The sequence below is a fragment of the Moritella sp. PE36 genome (assembly GCF_000170855.1).
Classification (GTDB): Bacteria; Pseudomonadota; Gammaproteobacteria; order Enterobacterales; family Moritellaceae; genus Moritella.
Genome location: NZ_ABCQ01000008.1, coordinates 82483 through 95745, shown reverse-complemented (window position 1 = coordinate 95745; position 13263 = coordinate 82483). Strand labels below are relative to the sequence as shown.

The window sequence follows — 13263 nt, the reverse complement described above, 5'->3', positions numbered from 1 at the left end:
AATAAAGTAATAGCTATTCTAGTCGTTATCATTTTTACAGTTCTGTCTTTGTTCTTTATTCAGCCTGCGTTTCAGGATATAACTCAGCCGCTGATGCCATATTTGACGTCCCCAGATTCAGCTGGTGTTCTAGAGGTGCCGTACCCATGGCAGGTCGACGTGATTGCCTCACTGACTTTTATTGAGCCTGTGATCGCCTCATTCTTTGTTTGTTATTTGATTTATTTGAACCATTATTCTGGACTGAAAAAATTGATGCTACAGACTATTTTAGCGTTACTAATATTGACGGAGAGTGGCGTAACTTTTGTATTTTACCTGTATTACTCAAGTATTGAGTCCTATGTTGATCGTATCTTGAGTGTTAGCCAGTTCACCTTGGAATGGGTATTCATCGGTGTAGCGGTGAGTGCTGCTATTGTGTATCTTCAAACTCTTTTTCGTCTTCCGGAATGCGCCACCAGACTTTTCCTCTTAGTGCGAAAGGCCCTTTATCGAAAACTGCTACGCCATAGACCCGGTTCCAACCTCGAGAGCGTTCTGAATAACTACCGTTGGACTGGTGGACAAATCCGACCCACAATAAAGAGTTAGTGAGACCAGCAATTTGCCAGTCGTTATTAAACATCATGAACACTTCTGGCTCGTGGTTGGTTTCACGGAAGGGAGACGAAGCGTCGGTATTATTTATCTGCCAATAGGACTGATTGGTATATGCCATAAATAGATGACCATTATCACCGAACACATTGTACATGATAGGAAATTTAACACTGACCTGAAATTTAATCTCAAAGTTATCTAGCGAGGGTTCATATCCACGCAGTTCAGCCTCCTCACGGAAGGGTTCAATATTAGGCGAGTTATTGTAGCTGGCCAAAATATAGTTGACGTTATGTGGTGTCAGAACAAATGGCTGATCGGAAGTAGTACGTTCATCGTGAATTCTCTTTTCGACCAGTGAATCGCCGGCATTCGCAGTGAAGCTGATCGCGAAGATAAGTGGTATGAGCCAATGCAGAGAAACGGCCATTATTGTTTTCGTCATTTGAGTTGCCATAGTAATAATCTTGTTACTTAGCTTTAATATTTGAGTATTACCTCTACCATAATACGAATACAGATGTTAGACAAATGTTAACTTAGCGGTTTATCTGCACTGCGGTTTTAGATACTCAGAGCAACATTGACTGGGTCGCTATTTTTCCTATACTCAAAATCTAAGCCTTATCATAAAAGGGGGAGATAATGAAAATATCTACCTTACGAATTGTTGCTTGGAGGATGCTGTTGTTTGGGTTATGTTCCGCTTTTTTATCGGCGTGTAGTTCTGAAAACATAATTGATGCGATTAACGGCGGTAAAGGCAACGCCGACAGCTTTGAGCCCACGATCAGTGCGAACAGTCGTTATGTGGCTTTTACTTCACTTTCTAACAATTTGGTGTCAGATGACACTAACGAGACTGCAGATATCTTTGTCTATGATCGTAACAGCGGTATTACTGAGCGAGTGAGTATCGCCAGTGATGGCAGCCAGGCGGATGCGGGCAGCTATAAACCTAGTATCAGTGCTGACGGTCGCTATGTAGCTTTTATTGCTGACGCCAGCAATCTAGTCGATGATGATACCAACAATGAAAAAGATGTTTTTGTCCACGATCGTGTCACTGGCAGCACCGAGTTGGTAAGCATCGATAGTGATGGCAGCCAAGGTAATTTTGATAGCGATCAAGTCGCTATAAGTGCTGACGGCCGCTACGTGGCTTTTACCTCACTTTCCGACAACTTGGTACTGAACGACACTAATATGAAAGCAGATGTTTTTGTCCACGACCGCGACCGAGGCATCACCGAGCGGATCAGCGTTTCTAGTAGTGGCAGTCAGGGGGACGGTTATCATCCAGCCATCAGTGCTGATGGTCGTTATGTGACTTTTGCTGCCGATACCAGTCATCTGATATTGAACGACACCAATATGAAAGCAGATATTTTTGTCCACGATCGTAACAGCCGTACCACCGAACTAGTCAGTATCGCCAGTGACGGTAGTCAGGGTAACTCTGATAGTTTGTTTCCAGCCATCAGTGCTGATGGTCGTTATGTGGCTTTTGACTCTAGTGCTAATAACCTAGTACCTGAAGATACTAATGCGGCTAAAGATGTTTTTGTTCATGATCGCAAGACTGGCCTGACAGCGCTGGTTAGTATTGCTATGGATGGCAGTCAGGGAGACGATGATAGCAGTATTTCTAGTATTAGTGGTGACGGCAACTATGTGGTATTCCAATCTCTAGCTAGCACTTTTATATCTCACGATGATAATGATTTTTCTGATGTTTTTATCCACCATCGCTACGTAGGTATTACTGATCTGGTCAGTGTTAGTAGTTACGGCGGTCAGGCTAACGAGCATAGTTATCGACCTGCTATCAGTGCCGATGGCCGCTACGTAGTGTTTCAATCTCAAGCCAGCAACATGATATCGAACGATGATAACGGCAGCACTGATATCTTTATCCGTAAGGTTAACTAATAAAACTAGCTAGGGAATAATGATTGATTTTCATAATCCTTAGAAACAATGAAGGCGAGGCAATATTAAATTTCCTCGCCTTTATTTTTGATTCTTTCTTCGACCAATGAATCGCAGGCATTCGCTAGTGAAGCTGTTTGGTGGATTTCAACAGGAAACGATATAGATTATCGAATGTCAGTTACAGCGTGGGCCAACCGAAGTTGAGCGACTACTTTCCTTACTATTAATTAAGCTAAATAAGTTTGTTTTTTAAATGCAAATGAATATGCAAATGAGAATGATTAATGTTAATATATTTTATATTCTTATAAAGTATTGAACTTCCATAGAATTACCGATATCTGTGGCAGGGGTAAGTTGTGTTATTCAATAATGAAAATTAAATTGATTTTATCTCTTCTAAAAGATGATTCTGCAAAGTTTTTTTTTGCAATGTGCCTAAGTGCGTTAAGTGCTGTCGCAGGTGTCTCGGTCATTGCATTTATCAATAAAGCGATCAGTCAGCTCAGTTCAGATAGCAGCTTTCCGATTGTATTATTTTTTGCTTTGATCCTGGCGTTATTTGGATTGAGTTATGTTTCGCAGTCGCTGATCACCGCATTAGGACACCGAGTTGTGTACGAGCTGAGGTTGAGTATCAGCCGCAGATTAATGAATACCTCTGTTGAACGTATTGATCAGTTAGGACAACCAACTATTCTGGCGACTTTAACTAAAGACATAGCGGCTATCAGTCAAGCATTTAATAGTCTACCTTTTGTTGTTTTTGGTGCTTCGATTGTGCTATTTACTTACGGTTATTTGTTTTGGTTGTCTGCAACATTTTTTATTGCGACGATTGTGATGAGTACCGTGTCTATTATTTTTGGCCGCCGGTTGATGACTGCTTCTCGTGATTATAAAAAACGAGTGCGAGAAAATGATGACGTGTTGTTTGACAGTTATGATGCCATGCTGCGAGGTCGTAACGAGCTGAAATTAAGTCAAGAACGCCGTACGTCTTTTTATCATTCCCAACTACAAATTGCTGCAGAGCAAACTCGAATCTTAGATACCAAAGCTGACCGGCTTACAGTCCTTAACGGTAGTTGGATAAACACATCTGTATTGCTCTTGATCGCGGTCGTTTTACTTATGCATACCCAATTGCAGATTGGCACATCTGAACAAGTGACTGGATATGCATTGGCAATCTTGTTTTTACGTTCTCCTTTAGCGGGACTTGTGGGTTCATTGCCTGCTCTGATCATTGGTTCTATCGCTTATGCCAAAGTATCATCGCTAGAATTAGCAGAAGATAAAAATGAACAGGCTTTACTTCCTGCACTTCATACTTCCTGGAAAACACTTCAACTAAATCAAATTGAATATGACTACCCGAGTGAAGATGGTGAATCTGGCTTTTCTGTTGGGCCTATTAATTTAACCATTAATCAAGGTGAGTTAGTTTTTTGGGTTGGTGGCAATGGTTGTGGTAAGTCAACTTGTGCACGCTTGCTAACTGGTTTGTACAATGCGCACCGCGGAACAATACTGTTTTCTGACACTGTTATTAATGAACATAATATGGATTGGTATCGTAATCATTTTTCAGTGGTGTTTGCCGATTTTTATTTATTTAAAAATATAATTAATGAAAATGGGGTTAAGCCAGATCCAGAACTGGTTGAACACTACTTAACGAAACTTGGTTTAAATAATAAAGTGGACGTTGCTGATGGTCGTCTTAGTACAACTGAGTTATCTCAAGGGCAACGCAAGCGTTTGGCATTATTATTAGCGTACCTTGAAGATCGCAGCATTATTGTACTTGATGAATGGGCCGCCGATCAGGATCCTACTTTCCGACGCATTTTTTATACCGAATTACTGCCAGAGCTTAAGGCGCGCGGTAAAACGGTGATAGCTATTACGCATGACGATCATTATTTCCACCTTGCAGATAAATTATACCGTATTGATGCAGGGCAACTATCCCTCGTTAAAAATGATGTGAATAAACTAACTATGGAGCAAGCTAGCTAATGGATGTACCGCAATTTATTCGAGGATTATTAGGGGGGGCGTTAGTTTCAATCGCAACATTTAGTCACCCTGTGTTAGCCGAGCATACCAGTCATGGTATCAGCTTGTATGGTGAACCAAAGTATACCGAGGACTTTAACCACTTTGATTACGCGAATCCAAATGCGCCTAAACAAGGCGAGTTGGTCATGGCGGAAATGGGCAGTTTTGATTCTTTGCACCAATTTATCGATTTAGGTAAAAAACCAAGGGGCTTATTCTGGCTTTACGATCGGTTAACTGTCCGTGGTCACGATAAAGACGAAATTAAAACGCGTTATGGTTGGTTAGCTGAAAAGATGACGATTGCTGATGATTATTCTTCGGTTATTTATTATTTAAGAAAAGAAGCAAAGTTTAGTGATGGTTATCCTGTTACCGCTGAAGATGTGGCGTACTCATTAGAGCTGTATCGTCAAAGTGGTTTAAGTAATATTAAATCACGTTTTAAGATGGTTAAGTCGGTTGACGTTATTGATCCTTTAACGGTGAAAATTAATTTTGGTCGTGATGGTAGTCGCTTACAAATCTTAAATTCGGGCAATTTACCGGTATTGCCAAAGCATATCTGGCAACAAAAAGACTTTACTCAGCCATCGCTTGATTTACCGATTGGTTCTGGTCCTTATAAAGTCATCTCGGTCGATCCTGGTCGTCGGATTGTTTATCAATTAAGAGATGATTATTGGGGACGAGATTTACCCGTGAATAAAGGTAAATATAATTTTGAGAGTATTAAGGTTGAGTATTTCCGTGATCGTACCGCAGCAGTGCAAGCGCTTAAAACCAATGATGTAAATTATATTGCTGAAACGAATTTATTACGCTGGAACAAGTTATATCAAGGTGACGTATTTAGCTCGGGAACAGTTGTTAAAGATAAGATTAATTACGATGCCCCTTCTTTTGTTACGGCGATGGTCTTTAATCTAAGACAAGCTAAATTCGGTGATCGCAGAACGCGAGAAGCTTTAGTCACAGCATTTGATTTTGAATGGTTAAATAAAAAAGCATTTAATAATCAATATACTCGAGCAACAAGCTTATTTAATAATAGTTTCTTGGCTGCAGATGGATTACCAACAGCGCAGGAAAAAGCAGTACTAACGCCATTCTCTGCGCAATTACCAGCTCAGGTATTATCAAGTGAATTTACATTACCGAGCACAGATGGCTCGGGTCGTAACCGTAAGAATCTATTAACAGCACAGGCTTTATTAAAAGAGGCTGGTTGGAAAGTTAAAAATAATGAATTGACCCACAGTGTGACGGGGGAGGTAATGGCCATTAACTTCCTATTATCATCGCCAGCCATGAAGCCTGCAATCGGCGCTTATATTCAAACGCTGAAAAAATTAGGTATTCGCTCAAACATAACGGTTAAAACAGGTACTGAATATTATAAGTTATTAATGCAACGTCAGTTTGATATGACCCCAACGCAATATAAGGTGCGTATTCCACCGAATACAGAATTGCGTTCATCACTTAAATCTGAATTTGCGAGTGTTGCTTCAAGTTATAACATCAGCGGTATTAAAGATCCGGTTGTTGATAGCCTAGTAGAAGGACTTGTTCAATCAGATAGTTATGTGGATACGCAAACGTATGGACGCGCACTAGACCGGGTATTAAAATGGAATTATTACTATTTGCCATTGTGGGCACGTAACTTCCAGTTAGTTGCTCATCAGAACTACATTGAAAAACCGGTACTCGCACCAAAATATGGTTATGAGATTGAATTCTGGTGGGATGAACGTACCAAGTAATATGCTAAATTTCTATTTTATTCGTCGTCTGCTATTAGTATTTCCGACGCTGTTTGTCATTATTTCACTCAATTTCTTCTTGCTTCAGTTATTGCCTGGCGGGCCTGTTGAGGCCGCCTTAGCCAAGCAACAAGGCCTTGATAGTTCGGCGAATGCGCTTTTCGATGAGACAGAGCAAGTCACTAACGGTGAGCTTATTGATGAGCAACTACGAGAAAAGATTGCACGAGAATATGGTTTTGATAAACCTATATGGCAACGTTATACCGAAACACTCCGCCGTTATGTATCATTCGAATTAGGGAACAGTTATTTTAGTAAACTTCCCGTTGCTGAATTAATTTTTTCTAAGCTTCCAGTCTCTTTGTCCTTGGGGTTTTGGACTTTGTTCCTAACCTATTTAATCGCAATACCACTCGGGGTGATGAAAGCGAATAAGCAAGGTGGCTTATTTGATTCGACATCAAGCTTACTCTTGTTTATCGCTTATGCAGTACCGACTTTTATTATCGCTATTATGCTATTGATTTTATTTGCTGGTGGGGTATTTAGTTGGTTTCCGCTGCGGGGATTAGTCTCCTCAAATCATGCTGATTTACCCGTTATGGGACAACTGTTGGATTATTTTTGGCATTTATGTTTGCCTGTCACCGCCTGCGTTGCTAGTGGCTTAGCTTCGTTAACGGTATTAACACGTAACTCTATTATTGACCAAATGGCTCAGCCTTATTTAGATACGGCTATTTGCATGGGAGAAAGTCGAACCGGGGCTATTTTTAATCATGTGTTACCCAATAGTATGTTAGTTATCGTCGCTCGTTTACCGTCAGATTTACTGTCTATTTTCATTGGTGGCACCTTGCTCGTTGAAATCGTATTTTCATTAGATGGCGTGGCACTATTAGGTTTTGAGGCATTATTGGAACGTGATTATCCCGTGGTATTGGGGATCTTATATTGTTATTCGTTACTGGGTCTCGTGCTGAATTTGGCTGGTGATCTGATATATCGTTGGGTTGATCCACGTGTTGATTTCTCTGAGGTGAACGGATGATGGATGTTAGCCAGGATGATGTAAATTTTACCGATACTTCAAAGAAAGACAGTCGTCGATTCGGTACATTGAGGCGAGGTAAATCTGCCGCGGTTGTTTTTTTAATGTTGTTCCTTGTTAGCCTGTTTGCAGAATTAATCGCAAATGATAAACCGCTACTTATTAGTTATAAGGGGGCGTTGTTTGTTCCTATTATCAATAGTTATCCAGAAACCCAGTTTGGTGGCGATTTTGATTCAGAAGCGGACTATACCGATCCTTTTTTAAGTGAACAGATCGCAAAGCAAGGCTGGGCATTATGGCCACTTGTACATTACAGCTACAGTACCATTAATTATGAGCTTAGCTACCCATCACCCCCAACAGCTGAAAACTGGTTAGGCTTGGATGATCAGGGACGGGATGTTTTTGCTCGGCTTCTTTATGGTATACGTATTAGTCTTGGTTTCGCCTTTTTTATCACTGTCAATATTGCGTTGTTGGCGTTAGCTGCGGGCACGCTGCAAGGATATTTTGGCGGGATAGTCGATCTGCTTGGTCAACGTGTTAGTGAAATTTGGGGCTCGGTCCCGGTGATGTTTGTGGTGATGATCGTATCGAGTCTTATCCAGCCGAGTTTCTTCACCTTGAGTATGATCTTAGCCTTGTTTGGTTGGCACTATTTAGCGCAGTTAGTTCGAGCGGAGGTATTAAGAACACGCCAGCTCGAATATATCCAGTCTGCGCTCATTGTTGGTGTCCCAGATTGGCGAATAATTTGGCGACACATTATGCCCAATGCACTTATTGCGACATTAAGTAGTTTGCCGTTTGTATTTTCTGGGGCCTTGGGGTCGCTGATCACGTTGGATTTTCTGGGGTTCGGCTTACCTGCCGGTTACCCTTCTTTGGGGGAACTTATTTCGCAAGGTAAAAATAATCTACAGGCACCCTGGTTAGGATTAACAGGTTGTGGTGCTATTTTAGTCATTGTGACATTAGTGGTGTTGATGAGTGAAGCAATACAAGAATGGTTGAGCCCTTATAAGGATACAGATCATGCTGAAAGTTGAGGAACTTAGTTATTCTATTGGACAAGTTAAGCTGCTAGATAACATTAGTTTTCAAGTTGATAGGGGCCAAACTTTAGCTGTCGTTGGTGAAAGTGGCGCAGGAAAAACCCTATTATCCAAGCTATTACTTGGTATTGAACCTAAAACGGGGGTGGCTAGTGGATCTGTTAATATCAACGGGCATAACAGCCGCACTTTTTCTGAGCTGCAGTGGCAGAAGGTGCGAGGAAAGCAGATTGGAATGGTGTCGCAAGAACCCTTGTCGGCACTCAATCCGGTTAAGCGTGTCGAGTGGCTGCTTAAGCGAGCTATTCTATTACATCATAAATCGGATAAGTCATTTAGAGCGGGTAATACGGCGCTATTAAATCAACGTATTGATGAGTTGCTCGAACAAGTCGGTTTATCTGCTGATTTAAAGTTGCGTTATCCACATCAATTGTCTGGCGGACAGAGGCAAAGACTGCTTATTGCATTAGCGATTGTGAATAACCCTGCGCTACTTGTTGCTGATGAACCGTCGACGGCACTTGATCCGGATGTTCGTCAGCAGATTTTACAGTTGTTAAAGCAGATCCAAGCTCGAACGGGGATGGCTATTGTGCTTATCTCACATGATCTGCATATGGTTAGGCAATTTGCAGATCACGTGATGGTATTACAACAGGGTAAGGTCATCGAGCATAACCAAACGTTACTTCTATTTACTGCACCACAGCATGAATATACGCAAGCCTTGCTGAGACCTATGCATTTTGATCCCCCTGTTTCTCCGAGTAATCGAAACTTGCTGAATGTAAATAACTTGACTGTTGATGTTAAATCCACAGGTTGGTGGCGTGCACCACAGCGGTTATTGGATAACATTCAGTTTTCGTTGAATGAAGGCGAAAGTATTGGCATTATTGGTCAGAGTGGCTCAGGAAAGTCTACGTTAGCGAAAGCGTTGTTGCGGCTTATGCCTGCGACAGGCTCTATTTATTTTAATGAGCATGATTGGCTTAATGAAAAACGCCGAATGTTACGACTCCATCGGCATAAAATCCAATTCGTATTTCAAGATACCGCCTCGAGTCTAAATCCCAGATTAACGATTTCACAAACACTAACAGAAGGGTGTTTGGCTCAATTACAAACAGAAAACCTCTCATCTCGACTCGATACGATCATGGCTGATGTGGGTTTATCCACCGATTTATTAACTCGTTATCCGCACCAATTATCAGGCGGACAGCGTCAGCGCATCATGATTGCGAGAGCATTAATTCTTTCTCCCAAGCTGTTAATTTTAGACGAACCGACGACAGCTTTAGATCAAGAAAATAGATTTAGAATGATAAAGCTACTGAAGTCGATTCAGGAAAACCGCCAAATCAGCCTAATATTGATTACCCATGATTTAACCCTGCTTCAAGCACTATGCCATCAAGTTTTGATATTAGAGCAAGGGAAACAGCTGCAATGTCAGTCTGTTAATCATTGGCTGTCAGCTGAAAATACATATGATAAACAAGAAAAGGAACTTAATAATGAACCCGTTGGAATCGTTGCTTGATCGCCGTTCATATAGCTTATCTAAGTTAGGTCATCCCGCGCCATCTGAAGAAGAACTGCGGAATCTGTTTGATTTAGTGATGACAACGCCTGATCACGGTAATGTGAAGCCTTGGCGATTTATTGTTGCTCGTGGTGAGAATATGCAAAAATTAGGTGACTTGACGCTAGAGTTATACAAGCGCCAATCCCCTGATGGCGAAGTAAAAGATAAAGCCTATCGTTCTGCAAGAGAGGTCGCTGCGGTACCTATGATGATTATGGTGGTAACGGATCTTGACCCTGAGCACAAAGTATCGCTGTGGGATCAACGCTTGTGCGTCGGGGCCGCGGCTCAGAACATCATGAATGGTCTGCACTTAATGGGTTATGGTGGTCTCTGGTATACCTTTTTAGCTAATAACGATGTTAAGCCTATGTTTGGTATGAAACCTGACGATCAGGTCGTGGGCGCCATTGCAGTAGGAACGCCAACCCCCCATTTTGTGAAGAAGATTAAACGTCAGTCGCCAGACCGATATTGTTTTGAATGGCAGGGATTAGGACAAACACCGACCCCACTTTTTGGAAAATAATATTAACAATCAATCGAATTAAACTAAAAGAGGGACTCATTGAGTCCCTCTATCTTAATCATTCATACTGATACAATATTAGAAATTATATGCAGCACTAAGTGAAACGGTTCTTGGTGAACCTAAATATACGGCGTTTTGCGTTGAATCTGAGCCTGCTGTGTAATAATCCTTATCAAATAAGTTTTTCACATTTAGCTGAAGTTTCAGGTCATTATCTGCAAAGTCAGGTGCATACCAAATAGCGGCGTCAACCAGAGTATAAGCATCTAGGGTATAGTCATAATCTTTACGGCGGTTACCTGCGCGATCATCAATATAACGGATGCCACTGCCAACGCCCCATTCATGACTTGCCTGATATGTTAACCAAAGACTGGCGTTGTTTTTTGGCACGTTCACTGGCTTACTTACGCTATCTGGAGCGTCAACGAACTCAACATCAGTATAACCATATGAGAATAGCGCGGTGAGATCATCTGTGATCGCGTAATCACCATCTATCTCTAAACCTTGGACTTTCTGTTTATAAACGTCGACGCTACCTGCTATATCACCATCATAAGCAACATTTTTAAGATCAGTGCGGAAAACAGAAGTAGTCAAGTTTAGTTTGTGTCCTAATAGTGATAATTTACTACCAACTTCAAACTGTCTACCGTTTTGGGCTTCAACCCACTCTTTTTTAACGCTGTCGAATTTTTGATTCGGAAGGTAAGAATCGGTGACATTACCAAAGAAAGACACTTGGCTATTGAGTTTGTACAAGGCGCCGGCTTGGAAGCTAATATTTGCTTCTGTTGGACTTTCTGATGATTCATTACTGAGATTCGCGGCAGCAGCTGCAGTTGGATCCCAAATAGTTTCCTTCTTAGCTTTAAAGATGTCATAACGAGCGCCAAGAACGAAATTCCAGTCATTTAGCTCGATTAAATCTTGAGCGAAAATACTGTATTCAGTGAGTTCTTGTCTGACTTGCCTTGTGTTATACAGATCATCTGGATGAGGTTCTAGAGCAGGATCTCCAGTGTAATAATCAAAGCTTCCTTTACTCGTATTTGGAGTATGTAGAACACCTTTTGAGTACATTGCATATTCATTTTGACTCCAACTTGCAGACGCTAGTTGATCCTCTTTTTCTTTATAATGAGTATAATCTGCGCCTAATATTGTACGGTGTTCGAGAGATCCTGTGTTGAATTCAATATTATTTTCCCAAGAGTATAACTGGGTATTACTGGATAATTCACTACCATAGAGATAGCGGTTGATCGTACCATCAAAGGCTTTTGCACCGTCTTGACCATAGATAAAGCCATTTTTCCTAGAGGCTGCGGAAGATGCATAAAAATGTACACGTTCGGCCGATGCTTTTCTCTCATAATTACGTGCTTTAAAGCGCATAGACCAGTAGTCGTTAATGTCATGATCAATGTCAAAACCAAACTTGTGGACTTCTCGTTCCTGACGAGAGAAATCAGTGCCCAGGCGTTTCTCATCAATATCTAAAAATTCCCAGCCATTATTACCATCGGAGACAGCCAATGTACCTCGGTCGAAAGGAAGTTCTTCTTTATTGTATTTATAAGAGAATGTGAGTGTCGTATCGTCTGTGACTAGCCAGCTAAGGCTTGGTGCAATGAATACTTGTTTACTGTCAGAAGCATCACGCCAGCTTTCAGAATCGTCAAACACACCCACCAGACGGTATAGCACTGTACCATCGTCATTCGCAGGCCCGCTGAAGTCAACACTGAGTCGTTGTTTACCGTGTTCATCCATTGTCACTTTTACTTGATTTTGTGCAATTGGAGTTGGACGTTTACTGATCAGATTAATCAGGCCACCAGGGCTCATATTCCCATACAAAACAGATTCAGGGCCTTTTACTACTTCGACAGATTCGAGATCTTCAATAACGGCTTTGTCTTGAGCGACGCCGTAAACTCGAGTGCCATCTTCATAAACATTGGCTTCAAAACCACGGATTTTGAATAAATCGCGTGTGCCACCAAAGTTATTGTGCTCTGTTACGTTACTGACATTTTGCACCACATCACTCAGGTCTGAAGCATCTTGTTGTTCCATCACCTCCGAGTTGATTACTTGTACTGAGCGCGGAACACTAGATAAGTCAGCTTCTGAACGCATGGTTGATTGGGCAATATTGCTGGTTAAAGTCTGTTTAATTCCGACTACTCTCGTAATTTCCTGATCTTGTAAACCTTCTTTATTTACATTTTCATCAGATGAAAAAGCTGGAGCTGAAGTTACGAGAAGAGTCATTATTAAGTACTTTGGCTTAACGGCCTTACTGACCGCGTTAGCTAATTTTGATTTGAGCATGGTACATCCTATATTTATGCTTATTTATTAGTATATTATTATAAAGAGCTATTGTAGGTGCGAATGATACTGATAATTATTACCATTACCAGTGCTATATGTGATTATTTTTATATTAGGTTGTTAGTAAAATTATTCTGAGAAGGGACGGGCAACTAAAAATGGTGTTTTTATTCTATTTTTACGCCATTCGGTATTATGTCTGGTATTGGAAAGCGATATTGCAGCATCAACGATGACGGTTATATGCGGCAATACCTTATCAAGATAACGTCTGTGATATTGATTGGGCTGGGGTAACCCTTCAA

Annotated in this window: 8 protein-coding genes and 1 pseudogene; 7 read left to right on the top strand and 2 right to left on the bottom strand. The window is 41.2% G+C overall.

All coding sequences use genetic code 11. The features are described 5' to 3' along the window. Positions 1 to 436: 436 nt before the first annotated feature. Positions 437 to 1033, bottom strand: a pseudogene (locus PE36_RS23960) (phospholipase A); the annotation flags it as partial. A gap of 215 nt (positions 1034 to 1248) precedes the next feature. Here PE36_RS23960 and PE36_RS07320 point away from each other — a divergent pair. The 7 genes from PE36_RS07320 (at position 1249) to PE36_RS07290 (ending at position 10609) form a co-directional block, all read left to right on the top strand. After that, complete coding sequence (locus PE36_RS07320; RefSeq protein WP_157517765.1) at positions 1249 to 2535, top strand: PD40 domain-containing protein; 1287 nt, start codon at positions 1249 to 1251, stop codon at positions 2533 to 2535. Positions 2536 to 2910: 375 nt separating this feature from the next. Continuing rightward, entirely contained in the window at positions 2911 to 4563 is a 1653-nt protein-coding gene (locus tag PE36_RS07315; protein ID WP_006031341.1) for a cyclic peptide export ABC transporter, read from the top strand. Further along, positions 4563 to 6374 carry an extracellular solute-binding protein gene (locus tag PE36_RS07310; protein WP_006031340.1) on the top strand — a complete coding sequence of 604 codons (1812 nt, stop codon included), beginning with the start codon at positions 4563 to 4565 and terminating at the stop codon, positions 6372 to 6374. Before PE36_RS07315 ends, PE36_RS07310 begins: the two co-directional genes overlap by 1 nt. Next, complete coding sequence (locus PE36_RS07305; protein ID WP_198138588.1) at positions 6337 to 7428, top strand: ABC transporter permease subunit; 1092 nt, start codon at positions 6337 to 6339, stop codon at positions 7426 to 7428. Before PE36_RS07310 ends, PE36_RS07305 begins: the two co-directional genes overlap by 38 nt. Then, entirely contained in the window at positions 7425 to 8480 is a 1056-nt protein-coding gene (locus PE36_RS07300; protein ID WP_232286544.1) for an ABC transporter permease, read from the top strand. Before PE36_RS07305 ends, PE36_RS07300 begins: the two co-directional genes overlap by 4 nt. Next, positions 8467 to 10035 carry an ABC transporter ATP-binding protein gene (locus PE36_RS07295; protein WP_006031337.1) on the top strand — a complete coding sequence of 523 codons (1569 nt, stop codon included), beginning with the start codon at positions 8467 to 8469 and terminating at the stop codon, positions 10033 to 10035. The genes PE36_RS07300 and PE36_RS07295 overlap by 14 nt, the downstream gene beginning before the upstream one ends. After that, positions 10010 to 10609, top strand: coding sequence for a nitroreductase (locus PE36_RS07290; RefSeq protein WP_006031336.1), 600 nt, complete (start codon positions 10010 to 10012; stop codon positions 10607 to 10609). Before PE36_RS07295 ends, PE36_RS07290 begins: the two co-directional genes overlap by 26 nt. Positions 10610 to 10687: 78 nt before the next feature. On the opposite strand, the gene PE36_RS07285 is transcribed toward PE36_RS07290, so the two are convergent. After that, positions 10688 to 12955, bottom strand: coding sequence for a TonB-dependent siderophore receptor (locus PE36_RS07285; protein WP_006031335.1), 2268 nt, complete (start codon positions 12953 to 12955; stop codon positions 10688 to 10690). Positions 12956 to 13263 lie beyond the last annotated feature (308 nt).

Coding starts and splice junctions, on each gene's coding strand:
- PE36_RS07320 (WP_157517765.1), top strand. CDS start 1,249: ATGAAAATATCTACCTTACGAATTGTTGCTTGGAGGATGCTGTTGTTT.
- PE36_RS07305 (WP_198138588.1), top strand. CDS start 6,337: ATGAGATTGAATTCTGGTGGGATGAACGTACCAAGTAATATGCTAAAT.
- PE36_RS07290 (WP_006031336.1), top strand. CDS start 10,010: ATGAACCCGTTGGAATCGTTGCTTGATCGCCGTTCATATAGCTTATCT.
- PE36_RS07295 (WP_006031337.1), top strand. CDS start 8,467: ATGCTGAAAGTTGAGGAACTTAGTTATTCTATTGGACAAGTTAAGCTG.
- PE36_RS07315 (WP_006031341.1), top strand. CDS start 2,911: ATGAAAATTAAATTGATTTTATCTCTTCTAAAAGATGATTCTGCAAAG.
- PE36_RS07285 (WP_006031335.1), bottom strand. CDS start 12,955: ATGCTCAAATCAAAATTAGCTAACGCGGTCAGTAAGGCCGTTAAGCCA.
- PE36_RS07310 (WP_006031340.1), top strand. CDS start 4,563: ATGGATGTACCGCAATTTATTCGAGGATTATTAGGGGGGGCGTTAGTT.
- PE36_RS07300 (WP_232286544.1), top strand. CDS start 7,425: ATGATGGATGTTAGCCAGGATGATGTAAATTTTACCGATACTTCAAAG.